This window comes from Actinoplanes sp. NPDC051343 (assembly GCF_044455125.1).
In the GTDB taxonomy this organism is placed as follows: Bacteria; Actinomycetota; Actinomycetes; order Mycobacteriales; family Micromonosporaceae; genus Actinoplanes.
In genome coordinates, this window is record NZ_JBITEL010000001.1 from 73,131 (window position 1) to 93,328 (window position 20,198).

General features: G+C 68.4%; 17 protein-coding genes. 13 read left to right on the forward strand and 4 right to left on the reverse strand.

Annotated elements, in window-relative coordinates:
- The first annotated feature begins 407 nt into the window (after nt 1-407).
- The 3 genes from ACIA5C_RS00250 (at nt 408) to ACIA5C_RS00260 (ending at nt 6,272) form a co-directional block, all read left to right on the forward strand.
- Nucleotides 408-1,544: an MFS transporter gene (locus ACIA5C_RS00250; RefSeq protein WP_396049666.1), complete on the forward strand. Its 1,137-nt coding sequence runs from the start codon at nt 408-410 to the stop codon at nt 1,542-1,544.
- 238 nt (nt 1,545-1,782) lie between these two features.
- Entirely contained in the window at nt 1,783-2,154 is a 372-nt protein-coding gene (locus ACIA5C_RS00255; protein ID WP_396049668.1) for a hypothetical protein, read from the forward strand.
- Entirely contained in the window at nt 2,151-6,272 is a 4,122-nt protein-coding gene (locus tag ACIA5C_RS00260) for a caspase family protein (RefSeq protein ID WP_396049670.1), read from the forward strand. Before ACIA5C_RS00255 ends, ACIA5C_RS00260 begins: the two co-directional genes overlap by 4 nt.
- A 250-nt stretch (nt 6,273-6,522) precedes the next feature.
- Here ACIA5C_RS00260 and ACIA5C_RS00265 read toward each other — a convergent pair whose 3' ends face one another.
- The gene (locus tag ACIA5C_RS00265) at nt 6,523-7,851 is read right to left on the reverse strand and encodes a PQQ-binding-like beta-propeller repeat protein (RefSeq protein WP_396049672.1); all 1,329 of its coding nucleotides are present in this window, start codon (nt 7,849-7,851) and stop codon (nt 6,523-6,525) included.
- Between the two features lie 866 nt (nt 7,852-8,717).
- Between ACIA5C_RS00265 and ACIA5C_RS00270 the strand changes: the two genes are divergently transcribed.
- Both ACIA5C_RS00270 and ACIA5C_RS00275 read left to right on the forward strand, forming a co-directional pair.
- The gene (locus ACIA5C_RS00270; protein WP_396049674.1) at nt 8,718-9,905 is read left to right on the forward strand and encodes an endo-1,4-beta-xylanase; all 1,188 of its coding nucleotides are present in this window, start codon (nt 8,718-8,720) and stop codon (nt 9,903-9,905) included.
- Nucleotides 9,906-10,108: 203 nt separating this feature from the next.
- Nucleotides 10,109-12,091, forward strand: coding sequence for a nitrate- and nitrite sensing domain-containing protein (locus ACIA5C_RS00275; RefSeq protein ID WP_396049676.1), 1,983 nt, complete (start codon nt 10,109-10,111; stop codon nt 12,089-12,091).
- Nucleotides 12,092-12,320: 229 nt separating this feature from the next.
- Here ACIA5C_RS00275 and ACIA5C_RS00280 read toward each other — a convergent pair whose 3' ends face one another.
- Together ACIA5C_RS00280 and ACIA5C_RS00285 are read right to left on the reverse strand one after the other, a co-directional pair.
- On the reverse strand, nt 12,321-13,760 hold the full coding sequence (locus tag ACIA5C_RS00280; RefSeq protein WP_396049678.1) for a dihydrolipoyl dehydrogenase family protein: 1,440 nt from the start codon (nt 13,758-13,760) through the stop codon (nt 12,321-12,323).
- A 1-nt stretch (nt 13,761) separates the two neighbouring features.
- A complete protein-coding gene (locus ACIA5C_RS00285) occupies nt 13,762-14,319 on the reverse strand; it encodes a hypothetical protein (protein ID WP_396049680.1) in 558 nt (185 codons plus the stop codon).
- Between the two features lie 257 nt (nt 14,320-14,576).
- Here ACIA5C_RS00285 and ACIA5C_RS00290 point away from each other — a divergent pair, with 257 nt between their 5' ends.
- Nucleotides 14,577-14,870, forward strand: a complete 294-nt coding sequence (locus ACIA5C_RS00290) for a TetR/AcrR family transcriptional regulator (RefSeq protein ID WP_396051979.1) — start codon at nt 14,577-14,579, stop codon at nt 14,868-14,870.
- 464 nt (nt 14,871-15,334) lie between these two features.
- Nucleotides 15,335-15,976 carry a TetR/AcrR family transcriptional regulator gene (locus ACIA5C_RS00295; protein ID WP_396049682.1) on the forward strand — a complete coding sequence of 214 codons (642 nt, stop codon included), beginning with the start codon at nt 15,335-15,337 and terminating at the stop codon, nt 15,974-15,976.
- 146 nt (nt 15,977-16,122) lie between these two features.
- Here ACIA5C_RS00295 and ACIA5C_RS00300 read toward each other — a convergent pair whose 3' ends face one another.
- Nucleotides 16,123-16,293, reverse strand: a complete 171-nt coding sequence (locus tag ACIA5C_RS00300; RefSeq protein ID WP_396049684.1) for a hypothetical protein — start codon at nt 16,291-16,293, stop codon at nt 16,123-16,125.
- 365 nt (nt 16,294-16,658) lie between these two features.
- On the opposite strand from ACIA5C_RS00300, the gene ACIA5C_RS00305 reads away from it, so the two are divergent.
- The 6 genes from ACIA5C_RS00305 (at nt 16,659) to ACIA5C_RS00330 (ending at nt 20,189) form a co-directional block, all read left to right on the forward strand.
- Nucleotides 16,659-17,066 carry a PaaI family thioesterase gene (locus ACIA5C_RS00305; RefSeq protein ID WP_396049686.1) on the forward strand — a complete coding sequence of 136 codons (408 nt, stop codon included), beginning with the start codon at nt 16,659-16,661 and terminating at the stop codon, nt 17,064-17,066.
- A gap of 212 nt (nt 17,067-17,278) precedes the next feature.
- Entirely contained in the window at nt 17,279-17,887 is a 609-nt protein-coding gene (locus ACIA5C_RS00310) for a TetR/AcrR family transcriptional regulator (protein WP_396049687.1), read from the forward strand.
- Nucleotides 17,829-18,233 carry a PadR family transcriptional regulator gene (locus ACIA5C_RS00315; protein WP_396049689.1) on the forward strand — a complete coding sequence of 135 codons (405 nt, stop codon included), beginning with the start codon at nt 17,829-17,831 and terminating at the stop codon, nt 18,231-18,233. Before ACIA5C_RS00310 ends, ACIA5C_RS00315 begins: the two co-directional genes overlap by 59 nt.
- A 160-nt stretch (nt 18,234-18,393) precedes the next feature.
- Nucleotides 18,394-18,696 (forward strand): hypothetical protein, encoded by a 303-nt coding sequence (locus ACIA5C_RS00320; RefSeq protein WP_396049690.1) that lies wholly within the window; start codon nt 18,394-18,396, stop codon nt 18,694-18,696.
- A 132-nt stretch (nt 18,697-18,828) separates the two neighbouring features.
- Complete coding sequence (locus tag ACIA5C_RS00325) at nt 18,829-19,176, forward strand: PadR family transcriptional regulator (protein ID WP_396049692.1); 348 nt, start codon at nt 18,829-18,831, stop codon at nt 19,174-19,176.
- Nucleotides 19,173-20,189: a hypothetical protein gene (locus tag ACIA5C_RS00330; RefSeq protein ID WP_396049694.1), complete on the forward strand. Its 1,017-nt coding sequence runs from the start codon at nt 19,173-19,175 to the stop codon at nt 20,187-20,189. The genes ACIA5C_RS00325 and ACIA5C_RS00330 overlap by 4 nt, the downstream gene beginning before the upstream one ends.
- Nucleotides 20,190-20,198: the final 9 nt, after the last annotated feature.

The following is a 20,198-nucleotide window of genomic DNA, read 5'->3' on the forward strand; positions in this document are numbered from 1 at the left end:
GGCCACGAGGCGGGCTGTCCCCGTGCAATACCCGTCTCGCGGTCCCCTATCCCGATAGACGCCCGCGAATGTCGCGACTGTTAACACCAGGGATGTACGCCGCTCGTTCCTGGGCCACCGGGAGTTGCGCGAAAGCCGTCCCCAGGCTGGCAACCGCCGAACGGCATGGTCATGGCATGTCGAAAGACCAGCGCGAGCGGGACGTTATGTTAATCGCGCCGGCCACGCGCGACGGGGCCCTGACACATCGGTTCGTCCATGCGCCGCAGCGCGCCCGCTGCAGTCAGCCGGCGGACGAGGGGCGTGAGAGGATGCGGCACATGATCACAAAGCGGACTGGGAGGCCAGCGGGCGTACTCGGCGTGGACTGCCCAACCGGGTAAGGCATGCATTCCGACGCTAGCCGCGTGGTGCTCGTCCGGACCTTGCGCGGCTTTGCCGACGGGTTCGTGAGCGTCTTGCTCGCCCACTATCTCGTGGCGATCGGATTCACGCCGCTACAAGTCGGCGTCATCGTCACCGGCACCCTGGTCGGCTCGGCCGCGCTGACGCTCCTCGTCGGTCTCACCGGCGTGCGGGTCGGCTTCCGCACCGTCCTGCTCGGCGCCAGTGCTCTCATGGTCGCGACCGGACTAGGTTTCTTCGCGATCACCGCATTCATCCCCCTCCTCGCGGTCGCCGTTGTCGGCACTCTCAACCCGTCCGCTGGCGACGTCAGCGTGTTTCTCCCCACCGAACAGGCATTCCTCGCCGGCCACGCCAACGGCGCCGCCCGCACCCGGCTGTACGCCTTCTACAACGTCGGCGGGAACCTCGCCGGCGCGCTCGGCGCGCTCGCATCCGGCGCCATCACCGGTCGCATCGGCTTTCTGCTCTACGTCGCGGTCGCCGCGATCGCGACTCTGGTCTACCGAGGTCTTCCCCGCGACGAGCCGCGACTGTCCACGCCCACCAAACCCCTCGAACGCTCACGGGCTGTCGTCGTTCAGCTCGCCGCTCTGTTCAGCCTCGACGCCGCCGGCGGTGGCCTCGTCATCCAATCGCTGCTCGTCGTCTGGCTCCACCTCAAGTTCGATCTCTCGACCGCATCGACCGCCACCGTGTTCTTCTGCGCCGGGACCCTAGCCGCGTTCTCACAGTTTCTCGCACCTCGCCTGGCCAGGCGCATCGGACTGGTCCGCGCCATGGTCTTCACCCACCTCCCGGCCAACGGCTTCCTCATCATCGCCGCGCTCGTGCCCCACCCCGTGGTCGCCATCGGGTTCCTGCTGCTGCGATCGCTACTGTCTCAAATGGACGTGCCTGCCCGCCAAACGCTCGTCATGGCCGTGGTACTCCCCGAAGAGCGGGCGGCTGCGGCGAGCGTCACCAACGTGCCCCGCAGCCTGGCGGCAGCCGTGACGCCCGTGTTCGCCGGCTGGCTGCTCGCCAACGGCAGCCTCGCCGCACCACTCGTGCTCGCCGGATCAGCCAAGGCGACATATGACCTACTGCTCCTGTGGCGCTTCCGATCCGCCGTCCTCGACCACGATCGAACACCCTGAACCCAACGCACACGAGACCGTCGTGACCTCCTCGTCGGCGTCGCCCTGACCTTGTCAGCGTGGTGGCCTTGGATCACCCGGGTCCGCTCACCGCAGCACTCCCGTTCAGAGTCCGGTATCGACAGGTTTGAAGGTCGCGCACGGCTGGAATCGGCGCGCTGTCACTCAAGACACGCGGCACCGCGTCGTTACCAAGACGGTGCTGTCCGTCAGTCAAGGGTGAGGGACGGTGATGTCGGTGAACGTGACCATCACGGCGGGCGAGGACACCCCACCGGACGAGCTACGCGGTCTCAGGGCCTGGCTGATCCGGGAGGACGAGCTTCGCGGCGCGGTGCGCCTGCTCGATGGTGCACCGCGAGCCGAGCGGCTGGGAGTGACCGCGGACGCGCTGCAGATCGTCGCCGGCTCCAGCTCGACGGCTCTTGCAGCCACCCTGATCGCGTGGATCCGCTCCCGTACCGGCCGAGTGCGTATTGTCGTCAAGGCGGCTGACGGACGGGCCGTCGAGCTGGACTCATCCGTGGTGCGCTCGATGGACGGCGATCGGGTATCCGACCTGACCGCGATGCTGATCCGATCCCTAGAGACCGGACAACCACCGCAGTGAACGCCCGGCTGGGAAGGCCCGGGGTCCGGGTTCTGCTGGTCGGCACCGGTACGCACGTCGCCGGCTCTCGTCTGCCGCCGGTGCCCGCCGTGGCCCGTACCGTTGCGACGCTGCGGGACACCTTCGTTGAGACCTGCGGCGTACGCCTGGAAGCCATCGCCACGCTCGTCGATCCGGCGGGCCCCGAACAGTTCCTGGACGCCGTGATCGACGCGGCCGAGGCCGCTACCGACGTCCTCATCGTGTATTACGTCGGGCACGGCGTCCAGAGCGCGACGGGTGAGCTGCACCTGGCCACCCATGCCACGGCCGACCTTGCCCGCAAGGCGGCCTACCAGGCGCTGCCGTTCGCCGAGATGAGCGCCGTGCTGGCCACCTGCGGCGCCGGCGTAGTGATCCTCGTGCTCGACTGCTGCTTCTCCGGGCGGGCCGACAACCCGGTGCCGACCGGGGCGTTGCTGGCCTCGGCCGACCGGGATGAGCTGGCGCTGGCACCCACGGGCGAGCCCTACACGGCGTTCAGCGGCAGCCTGATCGCGGCGCTGCGCGACGGCATTCCGGTGGCGCCACTGGATCTGCGGCTGTCCGACATCTTCGACCATGTGCACCGGGGCATGCGCGAGCAGGGCCGGCCGCTGCCGCTGCTGCGCCTCGGCAACCGTGCGTACGACCTGGTAATCGCTTCCAACGTGGCTTACCGGGGCTTGGCGCGGCCGGAGGAGCCACCCGCCGACGGGTCCTGTCCGTACCGTGGGCTGGAGCCGTATACGGCCGATGACGAGTCGGTCTTTGCCGGCCGGTCCGAGGTTGTCGACAACGTGCTGCGCCGGCTACGCGAGGCGGTTGGCGCTGGCGGACCGGTCATGGTGACCGGTCCGTCCGGGTGCGGGAAGTCCTCGGTGGTCGCTGCGGGGGTGATCCCGGCGATTCGCGGCGGCGAATTGGACGCGCTGCTGCCGCGCAGGGCTGAGTCGTTGATGATCACACCCGGCGAGGATCCGGTCGCCGCGCTGACCGGCGTCGGCTGGGGCGACCCTAGCCGGGTCGTGGTCGTCGACCAGTTCGAGGAGTTGTTCACTGCGGCAGTGTCCGACGACGATCGCCGTGCCTTCGTCACGCAACTCGCGAACGCGGCCGGACCCGTGATCATCTGCGTCCGATCTGACTTTGACGGTCATTGCGCCCAGTATCCCGAGCTTGCAGCAGCGCTCGAAGAACGCAACGTGGTTGTAGGCCCGATGAGCACCGCCGACCTGCGAGCGGCGATCGTCGAGCCTGCTGTCCGCAACGGCTTCGATCTGGAGGCCGGGCTGGTCGAGATCCTGCTGCGCGACGTCGGTGCCGACCCCGGCCGCGCCGATATGGCCGACTACAACCCGGGTGTGCTTCCGCTGCTGTCGCACGCGCTGCTTCGCACCTGGCAGCGGCGTAGCGGACGCACGCTGACCGTCCAGGGATACCAGGCCGTCGGCGGCGTAGCCGGAGCGGTGGCGGCGACTGCCGAGGATGTCTTCGGCCAGCTCGAACCGGCGGGGCAGGAAGCAGTCCGGACGATGCTGCTGCGCATGGTCCGGATCAGCGAGGACGGACCGGACACCCGGCGCCGGATTCCGCGATCGGTGGTCGCGGACACCCCAGCGTTGTTGTCGTTCGCCGAAGCTCGACTGGTCACCCTTGACCAGGACACGGCTGAGCTGACTCACGAGGCCCTGATCCGGTCCTGGCCCCGGCTGAGCGGCTGGATCAACGCCGACCGGTCCGGGCAACAGGAGAGGCAGCAACTGACTGAGGTTGCGGCCGCTTGGGTGCAGGCGTCCCGCGACCCGGCCCTGCTGTATCGGGGAGGGCAGCTCGCCGCCGCCCGCGCCCGAATCGGCGGGCTCGCTGCGACGGAGCTGAGCCGGGAGGTGACTGAGTTCCTGGTGGCCTCCGGACGGCAGGAGCGTCGGCAGATTCGCGTCCGGCGGGCGTTCCTCGCTGCTCTGCTGGTGCTCGTGGTCGCCGCGTCCGGCGCGACCTGGGTGGCCGCCGCGCGAGGCGCCCGGCTAAGTCGGCAGCTGGCCACGGCCACCGCGGAGAACTTGGCCGCCTCGTCGGACACCCAGGCCCTGGATCGTCCCGCGTTCAGTGCCCGCGCCGCGCTCGCCGCCTGGCGATCCGACCCGTCTGACCCCGCTGCCCGCACGGCGCTCGCCCACCGGTACGCGGCGATGCGATCGGTGGATAGGGCGTTCCCCGACCTCACCAGTGAACCGATCACCGGGATGGAAACCAGCACCGACGGCGGAACGGCCGTGCTGGTACATGACCATGGGGTGACCGTGGCGACCGGCCTGCTCGGAGAAATGCCGACGGTTCGCGACGTACCGGGGGTGGGTGACCCCGCTGCGGAGCTCAGCCCGGACGGCCGGTGGATGGCCGGTTTTGACACTGACCATAACCTCAGCCTCTGGGATCTGAGCGGGCACACCGGCCCCTTCCGCCTGCTCGATCTCTGGGCTAAGGGAGAGCAACTCGGGGTCGCGTTCTCCGTGGACAGCGCCAGAATGCTGATCAGCCAAGGCTCGCGGATCCTGGTCTGGCTGACTGCGACCCGTGCCCCGATCCCGGTACCAGCTGCGCTCTCCAGCGGCCGGAACATCAGCGACGCGTGGTTCACCGAGCGGGACGACCGCCTTCTGCTCGCCTACGGCGAGAAGGACACCATCCATCCGGCTCTGGAAACCCGGTCGCTGGCGGACGGTCGCCTAGTCGAGCGTTTCCCGGCCCAGGCCAAGGCGGCCGCGAACGGCCGACGAGTGCTGACATGCTCCATCGACACACCGCCCACTCGCTCGCTGGACGCGGCAACCGGACGGGTAGTCGGATCATTGCCTGTCGACGACCTCTGCACCGTCGCGCTGACTGGCGATCGGGGGTACGTGCTCGACCCGCAACGAGGTGCCACGCAGCAACAGACCACACGCGTCAGCCCGGTAACCGGCGGCATGTCATATGACTTCGTTCTCCCTACCGTCCGCCAGGACCTGCGGGTGACGGATGAAACCGATGAGGCGCTGCGGGTCGTCCAACGGGCGGGTGCACCCCCGACGATGCTGACCTTCAGCGGCGAGACCGTTCTACGCCTGACCGCCCTCGCTCCAGATTGGACTACCACCCTCTCGAGCACCGCCGCCGGCGACGGCGACGTCCTGCTGGAACGGACGGAAGACGGCCTGGACTCGGTCGACCGAACGACCGGCACGCTGCTCGGACGCGTACGGGCGGGCACCGCGGCCGAGGGCGCGGACTGGGTCCTGTTCGACGTCTCAACGCCGGGGTTGATCGCCCGCACCGGCGCCCAGTGGCAGGTCATCCGGTTCACCCCGCCACGCCTCACCACGCGGGAAACCGTCGCCGTGGCCTCCGCTACCGCCGGCAACAACCTGGAAGCCTTGGGCGAGGGCGACTATCTCGTCGTCGCGGCCGGCGACCGGCTCAGCGCCTGGGACTTCCCCAGCGGACGGCTGTTGGCAGGCCCCTACGAGATCGGCCGTTCAGCGGCTCAGAAAGCTCACTTTCAGAATGACGTCGACCTCGCCGCGCGCCCCGGGCACCCGGAAATTGTGGCCGTCTCCGGCCCCGACGAGCCGATCCAACTGTGGGATTTGCATGCCGGCCGCGTGACGAAGACCGTTCCCATCACCGGCACGCCGGTCATTGATCGCGCCGGCGACCACCTAGCAATCCTCTCCGACCACATCGTGACGATGTGGGACGTCGGCCGCAACGCGGCGGAGGGAAAGCCGTTCTCGGTGCCGGACGCATACAGCCTGCTCGGCTTCACCGACGACGGCTACCTGCTGGTCGACACCAACAACTCCCGGATCGAGATCTGGGACACCACACGGCACATGCTCAGCGGCGATCTCACACTGGGATCCAACGAGGAACCCGGCGAGATCGACCCCGACACCGGTTACCTGCGGCTGACGGGAACCGGGATCATGCCGGCACAGCTTCCGCTCGACGCCTCCCGGTGGTTCGACCGGCTGTGCGCCACCTTCCGCGGTGGCTTCACTGCCTCGGACAAGGAGCTTCTGCCGCCCGGCGCAGCCCGTGCTGACCCTTGCCGATGACGATCAGGGCCGCCGCGAGACCCGGACGGCGACGCCTGCGACCGCCCAACCTCGCCCCCGAAGAGGCAGCGCAGTACGGCAGCCCGCGTCTTGACGGACTACAGTTTGGAGCCTCCCGCCGCCGGGCGACTCCGAAGGGCCGACCTTCATCTTCCGTGCAGCACCACCTCCGCACCAGACGTCGTGTGTCCATACTCGATCGTCGGCTGCCCGCCACCTAGGCGGTTCAGGTCAGATGTCGTGTCGGCGGTCAGGCGCCGGCGACGGCCACCACGCCCGTGGTGGTGCCGACATAGGCCCGGTCGTTGGCCAGCGTCGGGGAGGTGAAGTGCGGGCAGACCCCGACGGAGATCTGCTGGCGCACTGATCCGGTTGCCGGGTCGAGCGCGAAGAGAGTGCCGCCGTCGTAGTCGACGACCCAGACCGCGCCGCCGCCCACGACGGGGGAACCCTTGGCGGTGGACGGCCCGCGCCAGAGCACCTGCATCCCGCCCGCGGAGTCGATCCGGACCGCGCGTGGCCCGTCGCTGCACGGCACGTAGACGGTGTCCGCATCCACGGCAGCGCCGCCGTACGCGCGGCAGACCGTGGCCTGCGCCACCTGCCCGCCGATTCCGCCCAGGGAGCCGGAACGCAGGGTGTAGGCGGTGCCACGCTTGCCGTCGGTGTAGACGTAGGATCCGACCAGCGCGGGCGTCATCGAGCCAAGATCGAGGTCGGAAGCGTTGTCAGCCGCCCACGTGCTCGGTGCGAAGCGATCCGCGAGCTGCAGGTCAGGGCTCAGGGCGAGGACCGAGTCGCTGCCGTCGTAGGCGCCCGAGGTGCTTTCGCCGTTGCCGACGGCGTACAGAAGGTTGTCGCCGACGACGGTGGCGCCGCCGGGCGCCCAGATGCCGGCCTCCCGGGTGGTCGGCACGGCGTAGGAATCCGGGGCGGCGGGGCCGGTGGTGGGCAGGGAGACGACCGACCCGATGTAGTTTGCGCAGTCACCGGCCAGGCCGCCGTAGGCGATGTAGATCCGGTCACCGAGCAGGTTGAGCGCGGCGCGTTGCTGGTGCGCGATCACGTCCCCGCGCGGCGGCTCGGCGGCCCGCTGTTCGCTGACCTGTCCGGTGGCCGCGTCGATGCTCACCAGCACGTGCTCCGGGCCGGTTCGCTCCGCTAGCGCGAACAGCAGGCCGGTCGCCGGGTCGTACACCATCGTGCTGGTGATACCCAGCGGATCGATGTTGCCGCAGGGCAGCGACGAGCGTGGCACCGGAGTTCCGACATGCGTCGACCAGAGCACGGCCCCGGTGGACGCGTCCAGCGCGTAGACGGTGTCGTTCTCGGTAGCGGCGAAGACGCGGTCGCCGACCGCCAGGGGCTGCCCGTAGACCGCGCCGTCGAGCGTCGCCGTCCAGGCGCGCGACAGGGTGCCCAGCGGTGCGAGGCCGGCGGCAACCCCGGAGCGTGCGTTGTCGTGGTGATAGGTCGTCCAGTCGCCGTCCGCCGCGGCCGACGCTCGCGTCGCCGGTCCCGTCAGTGCGACGGCCGTGGTCAGCGCCGCGACGGCCACACTGCAAAAGCCTGGTCTCATGGGATGCTCCCACCGGTCGAGTATATCGATGTCCGTGTATTCCCGACTGTCCTCGCGGCAAACTTGAGCCCGGCCGCTCAACGGATCCTGTGCGAGTTCTCAACCGGTCTGAGCCAGTCTCATGGGAACTGATCTGCCGGCACTGGATCTCCGCATGTTGGCGCACGACTGGCGGTGTGGACCCCGCGCAGCAGAACCAATACACCGCGGCCATCGAGATCCGGATGATCGCGTCCATCGTCGGGGGTACCCGGTCGTGCAGTTGCTCTCGGTCATGTAGCCCTGCTCAACACCGATATCCCGGCTCGGACAGGATCGTACGGGCCGAGACCTATCCCCGAGCCGAGATCATCCTGATGGGTGTGGAGGAACCGCAGGCCCTCATTCACGCACCCGAACGAGAGCGTCGATCCACGAGAGATCGACTCGCTCGCGCTCGCCGGGGCGCTTCCTGCGACGTTACGGCGGTTGACGGACGAGCGGGTTCTTGGTTCGGGCGACGCGGTGCCGCACCGCTGCCTGCGCTCCCGCAAACCTGGCCACTCGCCACGAAAGTTACGGAACCGCCGCAGCGGCCGTGCCGAGTGACCGGCCGGCACAGGGGCCTGGAGGGCGCGCATCTGCGACCGACGGGCGCCACCTTGCAGCAAACGCCCTGTACGCATTGACGAAAGCTGCTCTCGCGTCCTAATGTCCAACGCCGAAAGACTTACGCAACGATCTCGAAACTTTCGGAATTGGCGAGACTCCCCACAGCTCAAAGCATGCCAGCACCGTCGATTGATCATCTGACCCGTGGGCAGGCGATTGTCCGCAGACGGCGGCCGACGCGCCACATCCGGCCGGTAACCGAAGGAGACCAGCACGTGAGAAAAGCACATCGAATCATGGTTGTCGCGGCTGCCGCCACGGCTGCCGTACTGACGGGCGCGTCCGCCGCCTACGCCTTGGGCAACCAGGCCGGCGCGCCTTCCCGGTTCCATCCGCCGGCCGATTCACTCGGCGCCCTGGCGGCTCCGATCAATCTCCGGATCGGCAACGCGGTCAACATGGACAAGCTCAATGTCGACGCCGCATACACCTCGCTCGTGGCGAACCAATATTCCACTGTCACTCCCGAGAACGTGATGAAGTGGGACAGCATCGAGCCGACCCAGGGCACGCTCAACTTCGGCCCGGGCGACAATCTGATCAAGTTCGCCGAGCAGCACGGCCAGCTGGTGCGTGGCCACACCCTGCTCTGGCACAGCCAGGTCCCCGGCTGGCTGACGACCGGCGTGAGCAGCGGGACGATCAGCAACAAGCAACTGCGTGACATCCTCAAGCGGCACATCTTCGACGAGGTCGGGCACTACAAGGGCAAGATCTGGCAGTGGGACGTGGCCAACGAGGTGTTCGCGAACGCCTGGGACCCGCACCCGCTGGCCGACGGCATCAACGGTGACGACTTCTGGGTGTCCCACCTGGGTGAGGGCATCGTCGCCGACGCGTTCCGCTGGGCGCACCAAGCCGACCCACATGCCTTGCTGTTCTACAACGACTTCAACATCACCGGCGAGGACGGCACCAACGCCAAGGCCGACGCGGTGTACGCGTGGGTCAAGTCCTTGCGGGCCCAGGGCGTACCGATCGACGGTGTCGGCGAGCAGGGCCACCTGGACACGCAGTACGGCTTCAGCGGCACCAAGATGCAGGACGACCTGGCCCGCTACGCAAGCCTGGGACTGAAGGTGGCCATCACCGAGGCCGATGTGCGCACCTTCGTGGAGACCACCGACAGCCTGCAAACTCCGACCGACAGCCTGGCGCAGTTCGCCCAGCCGTTCGAGTTCGATCAGGAGCTCAAGGCCTGCCTCGCGGTGCGCAATTGCATCTCCTTCACCATCTGGGACGTGGACGACGCCGACTCGTGGGTGCCGGGTACGTTCACCGGCGAGGGTTACGCGACGCTCTACGACACCAACCTGCAGCCGAAGACCGCGTACACCACGCTCCAGCAGGACCTGCGGCTCAGCGCCAACGGTGCGCCTCGGCGCCCAGGTGCCGGCCACTGACCAGCACGCACCACGACCGGACCGGGTCCTGCGTTACGCGGGGCCCGGTCCGTGGCGTTTTTGCGCGTCAGGCGGCGGCACATTCGGAGAACAGACCGCATGACTGAACCGGATCAGTACGGGGGCCGTATTCCGCAGTGGATGCCGCCAGGTCGTACCTCTAGTTCCGAGGACCCGCCCGCAATTTGCCTGATTGAGGTCACATGCGAAGAAAACCGCGGTCCATTCGCTCGAAGATCGTTCTGGCTCTGCTGGTGCCGGTCGTCGCCTTGACCGCGCTGTGGGTGATCGACGTGAAAGCTTCGTTCGCCGACGCCACCGCACTGCGCGACACCTACAGCACCCGGGACAACGTGAGCCTGCCGTGTGACCGGATGGTGGCCGCACTGCAGGATGAGCGCACGCTGTCGGGCAGGTTCCTGGCCACGCCCGACGGCGACGCCGACGCCCTGCGTACGCAACGGGCGGCGACCGACGCCGCGATAACCCAATTCAAGGACCTGTCCCGGCATTACCGCGGGAGCGGAGTCTCGGCCGACATCACGCGGGCACGGTTCGCGGACATGGCCACCAGCCTTGACTCCTTGACCCTGACGCGAGCCCGGGTCGACGCCGGAGATGCCACGCTGACCCCGGTCCTCAACGGCTACACCAGCATCATCGGGTACGCGTTCAGCGTCTCCAACGCGGCCGCCGCCTCCAGCGACCCACTGGTGGAACGAGTCATGCGCACGATGGTCGCCATGCGCCGGGCCGGGGAGCTGATGCACCAGGAGGACGCCCTGCTGACCAGCGCCACCACAGCGGGCCACTTCGGCAGCGGCGAGTATTTCCAGCTGATCCAAATCGTCGGGGCGTTGCGTTTCCAGATTCCGGCCGCCGGCTCGACGCTGCCGGCGCCCGACCAGGCGAAGTTCAAAAGCATGCTCAGCGGTCCAGCTTTCACGGCGCTGCGGTCGGCGGAAGATCAGGTTATCGGTAAAGGGTCTGCCGATGGACCGGTGGGTATTACCGGGCAGGTCTGGAAGGCGACGTCGACCCTGGCCTTGGGCCAGTTGTTCGCGTTCCTCGCAGACGGCTACGACCACGCCGTCACGTTCGCGAAGCAAGCGCGTGATCGGATCCTGATCCGTTTCGCTGTCTCTGGCCTGCTCGGCCTGATCGCCATTGTGGTGTCCATGGTGATCGCCGTACACATCGGCGGCTCGGTCGTACGGAGGCTGTTCCTGCTCCGGGCGGCGGCCACCGAACTCGCCCGCCAACGGCTGCCCGAGCTGGTCCGGCGGTTGCGGGCCGGTGAGCGCATCGACGTGGACGGCGAAGCGTTGCGCCTGCGCCTGGGTGACGACGAGATCGCGCAGGTCGGTGCCGCACTCACCGACGTGCACCTCAGTGCGGTCGAGTCCGCGGCCGGGGAAGCGGCCATGCGGTACGACATGAACAAGGTGCTGGTCAACATCGCCCGGCGCAACCAGACGCTGCTGGACCGCCAGATCGAGGCACTCAGGCCGGTTGACGGTGGTGACGCTCGCGCGTACCACCTCGCCGTCCGGATGCGGCGCCACGCGGAGCATCTGGTGATCCTGGCGGGCTCCGCGCGGAGCCGGCGCGGGCTCGGGACCGAGTCTCTTGCCACGATCCTCGCCCGGGTGGCCGGCGAGACGGAGCACGCCGACCGGATCGCGATCGAACCGGTCGTGCACGCCGAGGTGGCCGAGAGCGTCGTTGCCGACCTCGGTCATCTGACCGGTGAGCTGCTGGAGAACGCCCTCACCTTCTCCGCGCCCGATACGCCGGTGCACTTGTCGGCCCGACGCGGGCCGGACGGGATCATCGTGGAGATCGAGGACCGCGGTATCGGGATGTCGCCCGCGGCGCTCGACGAGACGAACCGGAGACTGGCGCAGCCGCCTGAGTTCGACCCCGCTGACAGCACCCGGCTCGGCCTTCTCGTGGTGGCGAGCCTGGCCGCCCAGCACGGGATCGCCGTGACCCTCAGTCGTACCGGCGAGAGCGGCATCCGCGCGGTGATGACCCTCCCCGCGGCGCTGACCGTCCTGACCGACGAAGCGGCGCCGGAGCGCGCCTCGACGAGACGGTCGGACGCGTCCCGGCTCGTCGGCATCGCGGTACGCGCCGGGCGCCGGCCTCGGCACGCCGCGGCACAGACCGACCCGGCGCGGTAATCGAGCTGACGGGGGCCGCCCCGGCGCTTCACCCCGGGCTCGCCCGCGGCACGCCCCATGCCTTGCTGACCCCTGGCAGCCTGTCGCCCCGACGGCTCGCACGCGAAGCCACGGCTGAACCGGCCCGCGCCCTGCGCCCGGAGAGCCCCTGGCCCGACCGGGTTCAGGAAGGCGCCCCTCGTCCCGCCGCGAACCGCGAGGGGACGAGGAGTACTCAGCCGGCCGGCGGTCAGCGGCCGTATGCCTCGAGCAGGCGCAGCCAGATCTCGCTGACCGTCGGGAACGCGGGAACCGCGTGCCACAACCGATCCAGCGGGACTTCGCCAACGATCGCGATCGTCGCGGCGTGAATCAATTCCGCGACATCCGGGCCGACCAGGGTGAGACCGACGATCACCTTGCGGTCCTTGTCAACGACCATCCGGGCCTGACCCTGATATCCGTCGGCATGCAGAGCGGATCCGGAGACGGTGCCCAGGTCGTAATCGACGACCCGGATCCGCAACCCGGCGGCCTCCGCCGCGGCCGCCGTCAGCCCCACCGACGCGACCTCCGGGTCGGTGAAGACGACCTGCGGCACGGCCCGCTCATCGGCCGTGGCGACGTGCCGGCCCCACGGCGCGTCCTCGACCAGCTCGCCCTTGGCACGCGCCACGATGACGTCACCCACCGCCCGGGCCTGATATTTACCCTGGTGGGTCAGCAGCGCACGATGATTGACGTCACCGGCCGCATACAGCCAGCCGTCGCCGACCGGTGCCCCGTCCTCGCCGACGACACGCAACGTGTCATCGACCGCGAGCCAGCCCCCCGCCTTCAAACCGACCCGGTCCAGGCCGATGTCCTGGGTGTTCGGCGTACGGCCGATCGCGACCAGCAACTCATCGGCGTCGACCTGCCCACCGTCGGCGAGTGCGATGTGCGCCGTGCCGTCGTCGTCACGGCGTACCGACGTCGCCTCGGCCCCGTGGCGGACCGTCACACCGGCCTCGGTCAGCGACTTCGCGACCCGCTCACCGGCGAAGGGCTCGGACAGGTGCAGCAGACCGTCCCGGGCGAGGACCGTCACCACCGATCCCAGACTCGCGTAAGCGGTCGCCATCTCCGTGGCCACCACCCCACCGCCGATGACCGCGAGCCGGCCCGGGACCTCATGCGCGGCGGTCGCCTCCCGGCTGCTCCACGGCGCCGCCTCGCGCAGACCGGTGACATCCGGCAGCAGTGCGCTGCTGCCGGTCGCGACCACGACCGCGTGCCGGGCGGTCAGCGTGGTTGTGGTGCCGTCCGCGCCGGTCACCTCCACCACCCGGTCGGCGGTGATCCGTCCCTGGCCCCGGAACAGCCGGATCCCGGCCGAGTCGAGCCAGGACACCTGGCCGTCGTCCTTCCAGTTCGACGCGAACGTGTCGCGCCGGCGCAGCACCGCGGCTACGTCCAGGTCTCCCGTGACCGCCTCACGGGCGCCGGGCAGCTGACGGGCCGCCCGCAGCGCCGACCCGCTGCGCAGCAACGCCTTACTCGGCATGCAGGCCCAGTACGAGCACTCGCCGCCGACCAACTCCCGCTCCACGATCGCAGCGTTCAAACCGCCCTGCACGACCCGGTCGGCAACGTTCTCCCCCACCGGCCCGGCACCGATGACCACCACGTCGTACGTGATGTTCTCCATGTCAGTTGGCCTTCGCCGTGCGGCCGAGGCGGATCGCCGCGATCAGGAAGAAGATGGCACCCGGGATCGCGTAACCAACCGCATTGGTCAGCGCCGGATTGTCCGCCGAAGCACCCGCGATGAAAGAACCGCCGGCCAGCACCGAGATAGCACCACTGATGATCATCGGCCATTGCCCGCCGAGCTTGCGACGCGGAATCGCAACCGCCAGCTGAACCAGACCAGCCACCACCGCCCAGGCACCCCACACCCGCAACACCGCCGGAATACCCGACGCTCCCGCAATCGCCAGACCAGCCGCCGCCAGCAAACTCACCACCACGTTCACGTACAACAGAACCGGCGAACCCGCCGACCGCGACGTACGCACATCAAAAATCGCAGCAGCCACATCAAACAACGGATAGATCACCAGCAACGTTGCCGTCACCGGGTTCAAATGCTTCGCCAGCGGAATCATCACCAACGCCCACACGACGGCAAACGCGAAACGAACAAAATACAGCCGCCGCAAAGCAGACGCTGTCGACGAGATACCGGGTGCGGTCACGGTCGCCATGGCGATCCTTTCGATGGTGTCCGAGAACTACGGCCAGCGAGGCCGCGGTCGGAGCATTACCCCTGGAGAACGAGCGTTCTGTCTGTTCGAGAATGACGGCTTGCGCCGCCGATGTCAAGACGGAACGTTCTTCCCACCTTCCAGTATGATCATGCGATGGAGCGCAACGAGAACGCCGCCCGTCCATCGGAGGCCCGGCCCGCCTGCTGGACACGGCGACCAGGGTCTTCTACAAGGACGGGATCCACTCCGTCGGAATCGACCGCATCGTCGAGGAGGCGCAGGTAACACGGGCAACTCTCTATCGGCACTTCCCCGGCAAGGCCGATCTCGTCCTCGCCTACCTGAGTCAGGTCGACCAGTCCATCCGCGCTCAGGCGGACGACGCCGTCGCGGCAGGCTTTCCCGCGGCTGGCCGGCTGCCTGTTCGACCCGGAGCTGGTCTGCGGAACCTTCCTGAGCGCAATCGACGAACTCCTGCTGGCGCACGCCTCGCCCGAGCAGACCCAACGTGCCGCGGCATGATCTGCGGCCGGCGCAACGGCCGCTGACCGCCGGCACAGGCAGTCATCCCGGACGGTTTAGTGCCGATCAGGGCAGGATAGTGACTTTGTCGGCACGACAAGCGAGTCCGACCCGCTCGCCGCCGCAGTGGTGGCCCGTATACGGGCCGGCACGAAACGGCCGGTCCCGGCGCGAACCAAGGACAGCCGGCCTCTACGCGCCGGGCGCCGTCCTCTACGCCTTGGCCGTGATCCGCCGCCTTTCTCGTCCGAGCTCGACGGCACGTCGCGCGACGCGCACCGAGTTGGGGCGGTCCACCGGAGGTCCCCACACGCCGGATCCAGCCAGTTGCATCGCACCGAATCCCAGCGGACGCACGACCTTGCCGCCGAGCTGGATCACTGCTGGCCGAGCAGAAGCCACTCGTCCCCGATCCCAAGAAGGAACGATCGTGTCCGTGGGCAAGACATGGACCGTCAACACTGATTGTTCCGTCGTTAGGATGGAGTCCATGGCGCGTACCGCAACCGAAACCCGTCCGTCCGAGGCCCGACTCCGGCTCCTGACCACGGCGAGCCAGATCTTCTATGCGGAGGGGATTCACTCGGTGGGGGTCGACCGGATCATCGAGGAGGCAAAGGTCACCCGGGCCACCTTCTATCGGCACTTCCCGGGCAAGGAAGACCTCATCCTCGCCTATCTGCAGGGAGCCGATCACGCCATCCGCGATCAGGTGGAGACGGCCGTCGCCGACCTGCCGCCGGGGGATGCGGTCCGGGCCATCGCCGCCTCGATAGCCAAAGGCATCCGGTCCTCGGGCTTCCGAGGATGCGCCTTCCTCAACGCCGTGGCCGAATACCCCGATCCGGACCACCCGGTCCACCAGGCCGTCATCGCCCACCGGCAATGGTTCCTGACCACCATCGACACCCTGATGACACGAGTCGAGAGGCGGAAGGCCAAGCCGGCCGCGCAACACTTCGTCATGCTGCGCGACGGCGCCATGGCGGCCGGCTGCCTCTTCGACCCTAAATTGATCAGCGACACCTTCCTTCGCGGGGTCGACGGACTCGTCGAGATTCACGGCTCACGTCCGCCGTCGGAAAGCGCGCGGACCACCCGGCCGGCCGCCCGCTCGCGGCCGTCGGCGTGAGTGGTAACCAGCCCCCGTCACTCAGCTCGCTTCAGCGGCTATCGGGAACGGGAAAGGGATCGCGCTGAATACGCCGGCCGAGTGAAGCGGGCCTTGGGGGTTCCCAACCGGTGAGCGTTGGCACCGAAGCCGAACGCGGTGACCGCCTACTCGATGTCCGAGAACAGTCCGGTGATCTCCACCTGCGCGCTCTGGAGGCCACCGAAAACCGCGCCGGCGGTCGGCGTCGCGACCGCCGCGGAGGCGTCCTCGTAGCTGGCGAGTACAGGTCGAGCGTCCGGTAGGCGGGGGTGGCCGTGCCGTCCTCCTTGGGCCACACCTTGGCTGACTCGATCCGCTGCAGCTTCGGGAACGTCTCGGCGGCGGCGCGCACGTCGGCGTAGACCTTCTCGAACGCTTCGGGGTCGGCCGGGTTGCCGATGACAATGGTGATCTTGGTGGGCATTGGCGTTCTCCTTGCATTCCGGGTGTTGTTACGAGACGAACTGCGCCGTCAAGGGACGAAGCGCCGGAGACCTGTTTCGAAGTCGCGGGATCTCGACCTGATTAGGCGGAACGATCGTTCTGTCTTGATCAAGAGTAGCGGCGTGGGATGTCGGCGTCAAGACCGATCGTTCTCCCGATGCAGGCCGCCGCTCACTGCGCCTTAAACCATGGGGTACGCGTGTGACAGAGTTGGGCCATGGCAGAGTTGGACGAGTCCACGATCGCTCGATTGGTCCCGTACACAAGGACGTTGGGCATGCACTTCCCGGTTATCGGACCCGAGTTGGTCGAGGCACGACTCGAGGTTTCGCGCGAGCTCTCCACCATCGGGGGCGGCTTGCACGGCGGAGCGATTCTGTCGTTGGCCGATGCGGCGGCGGCAGTTCTGGCGACGGTCGTGCACGACGACGGCGCCATGCCCGCGACCACGGAGTCATCGGCGCACTTTCTCGAACCCGTCACGGGCAGCGCGACCGCGCGCGCCGTTCCCCTACGGGTCGGGCGCAGAACGGTCGTTGTGCAAATAGAGGTGTTCGACTCAACGGATGTCCGATGCGCAGTCGTCACGCAGACCGTGGCGCGGATACCGGCCCCGCGGGCGTGAACGCACTCGCGGCTGCCGCTGCACGGCTTCCCGCACGCACTCGCAACCCGGCTGGCCACATACCGAATCAGTGGTGACCCGCGGACGCGAGGGTTTCGGTCGGTGACGTACTCGATTCGGAGGTCTCCGCAGTCGGGCCCGCCTGTACTGGCTGGCCGAGTCGACGATCTCGTGCACTGGCAGACCGAACGTTCTATCGCTAGAATGGCCGGATGACTCGTGGGGATCTTGAAACCCGGCCCTCTGAGGCGCGAACCCGGCTCCTCAATACCGCTATTCGGATCTTCTATGCCGACGGCATCCACTCCGTCGGGGTCGACCGGATCATCGCCGAGGCGAAAGTGACCCGGGCCACCTTCTATCGCCACTTCCCCGGCAAGGAAGACCTCATCCTCGCCTACCTACAGGAAGTCCACGCGATGGAGCGCAGCCGGGCCGAGGCCGCCATCGCGGCCAATCCCGCGGCGATCGACGCCCTCCTGGCCATCGCCGGCTCCATCGTCGGCGATATCCAGTCGGCCAACTTCCGCGGATGCGCCTTCCTCAACGCCGCCGCGGAATATCCCGACGCCAACCACCCCGTGCGCCAGGAGATCATTTCCCATCGGCAATGGTTTCTGGACACGCTGGCCACGTTGATGGCGCAGGTCCACGCGAACACGGCAGATCCCGCGGCGCGCCATTTCGTCATGCTTCGCGACGGCGCCATGGCGGCCGGATGCCTCTTCGACCCCGCGCTGGTGTCCGAGACCTTCCTCCGCGGTGTCGAAGGACTCCTCCGGGTCAACGCCGAGCGCCAGGCGGTCGAATCCGCCGGCTGACCACGCAGGAAGGGCGTCAGTCCTCGGACGGTGTGCGCGGTCGCAAGCTGATGGGCGCAGCCGGTACGCCGAAGTCGCATCGCTTGCGCACGGCCGGGTGAAGCTGCAAGCCGGAACCCTCTATGCCGCCCTCGACCGGCTGGTCGACGAGGGCCTGGTTCAGCCGGACCGGGAAGAGATCGTCCAAGGGCGTATGCGGCGTTACTACCGTCTCACCAACGACGGTGCGACCGCCCTCGACGCCGAGGCAGCCCGCCTGCAAGCCAGTGTGGACGCGGCGAACCGTCAGCTCTCGGTCCGTCGGTTCGGCCTCGGGCGCGCCACCGCGGGCCCGGTGACCGCGTGACGACAGCTCCGATCCAGGGGTCGAATCGGCTCGAACGACACCTCCGCCGACTGCCGATGGCCTATCCACCCGGCCCGAGACGCGAAGAACTGCTCGACACGCCTGGCGTACCGGCTCCGATGATTCCTGCGCGCTGGCCACGCCGGCCTGGAACTCGGCGGTGGGCGGCCGGCTCAGCTACACGAGCCGGGTCTTCATCCGCCCGCAGACGTCGGTGGAACAACGCAATCTGATCGAGGCGGCCATCTTCCGCAACCCGGGGACACGGGGTTCCAACTTCAATTACGACCCGTCATCCCCGGCCTATCGGGACGCCTACTGCGACGGTGCACCGCTGCCGCCCGGCGCCGGTAAGGAGCTGCCGTACTTCTGGGATGTGGATCTGAGCAGCCCAGGAGTGCTCTCCGGACTCGCCGCCGAGGTCGGCACCATGCCCGGTGTCATCGCGGTGGAGCCCTCCTGACGAGAGCCGACCCGGACCATCCCTCCCGGTCCGTCGCCACTACTACCGTCGGCCCCTTGACTCGGAGCACTAGTATGAATTCAGGCTAGTGGAGGTTGCGGGCTAGTCGGAGATCTGAAGAGGTGACTGTCGGTGGCTGCTGATCCGAGCGGGGGATGGCTGCGCGGGGCCCTGGACCTCGCGATCCTTGCCGTTCTGGTCGAGGGCGACCGGCACGGGTACGCCCTGGCCCAGCGCTTGGCCGAGCACGGGCTCGGCCAGATCAAGGGCGGCGCGCTCTACCCGGTGCTCGGCCGGCTCGAGGCGGCCGGGGTGGTGGCCGCCGACTGGCAGCCGGGCGACGGCGGGCCGGGACGGAAGGTCTACGCGATCACCCAAGCCGGGCGCGACCGCCTCAACGCCGAACGCGACCAGTGGCGCGCCTTCGCCGCCGCCTTCGAACGCATGCTCACCACGTCGACGGAGGAGGATTCCCGATGACCGAGACCGAGCCGTTCGAGGCCTGGGAACTGCCGGCACGCATGGCCATGGGCGACCGCGGCCTGGGCTACCACGCCGCCAACCCCATCATCGCGGACGTTCGCGCACACTGCGAATACACCGGGGAGTCCCCGTACGAGGCGTTCGGGGACCCGAAGCAGTTCGCCGAAACCACCGCCGCCGAGCAGCCGTCGGAACTCCTGGAGAAAGTCGACCGCGAAGGCCTCACCGCGGTGGGCCACCTGACCGGGCAACTGTTCGTGCTGTCGTCGGCCGCCGTCGCGGTCCCACTGTTCTTCGCCGCCAAGGAACGCACCTGGTCGTTCCCAGCGACCACCTCCGCACTCACCGGTACGGCCCTGTTGATCCTGGCGCTGTTCGCCGTCCGCGGTGTACCCCAGGCCCTGCGCGCCTCCGGACACCCCCACCTCGCGAAGTCCAGCTACATCGCCGCGGGGGCCTTCGGAGCGGGCGCAGTGGCGGCGTACATGGGGCTTTCGCACCGACACCTCTTTCCCGTTCCGGCTTTGGCGATCGTCGCACTCGGCCTTGGCAGTCTGTTCCTGCTGACCCGTGCCCCGAAAAAGCCCGCCGAAGTCACGCCGCACGTCTCACCCACCCCGCGGACGGCCCGGCCGGCCGACGCCAACAGGTGGTTCACCCGCCTGACCGGCCTGCTGATCGGCCGCTACGACCTCGACCCGGAACGGGCCGGCGACCTGGCCCGCGAGGCCCGCGCGCACGTGGCCGAATCGGGCCGCGATCCGGAAGAGGAGTTCGGCCCGGTCGAGGACTACGCACTGGAGGTATCCCGGCACGAGCCGATCCGTACGGAGCCGTTCTACCGCACCCGCCCGGCACGGATCCTCGGCGGCATCGCGGGAGTGCTGATCTGCGGCGGCGCCTTCGTCCGGTGGCTGAGCGAGGGCCCCTGGTGGGCCACCTGGCTGCTGGCCTTCCCCGCCACCGTGGCATCCATCTGGACGCTGGTCCAAACCATCCGCAAGCGCTGAGGGAACGGG

Bases quoted from the DNA above. Each gene is read 5' to 3' on its own strand.
- ACIA5C_RS00305 (WP_396049686.1), top strand. From the start codon at position 16,659: ATGGCAGAGTTGGACGAGTCCACGATCGCTCGATTGGTCCCGTACACA.
- ACIA5C_RS00285 (WP_396049680.1), bottom strand. From the start codon at position 14,319: ATGGCGACCGTGACCGCACCCGGTATCTCGTCGACAGCGTCTGCTTTG.
- ACIA5C_RS00275 (WP_396049676.1), top strand. From the start codon at position 10,109: ATGCGAAGAAAACCGCGGTCCATTCGCTCGAAGATCGTTCTGGCTCTG.
- ACIA5C_RS00280 (WP_396049678.1), bottom strand. From the start codon at position 13,760: ATGGAGAACATCACGTACGACGTGGTGGTCATCGGTGCCGGGCCGGTG.
- ACIA5C_RS00265 (WP_396049672.1), bottom strand. From the start codon at position 7,851: ATGAGACCAGGCTTTTGCAGTGTGGCCGTCGCGGCGCTGACCACGGCC.
- ACIA5C_RS00330 (WP_396049694.1), top strand. From the start codon at position 19,173: ATGACCGAGACCGAGCCGTTCGAGGCCTGGGAACTGCCGGCACGCATG.
- ACIA5C_RS00295 (WP_396049682.1), top strand. From the start codon at position 15,335: ATGGCGCGTACCGCAACCGAAACCCGTCCGTCCGAGGCCCGACTCCGG.
- ACIA5C_RS00310 (WP_396049687.1), top strand. From the start codon at position 17,279: ATGACTCGTGGGGATCTTGAAACCCGGCCCTCTGAGGCGCGAACCCGG.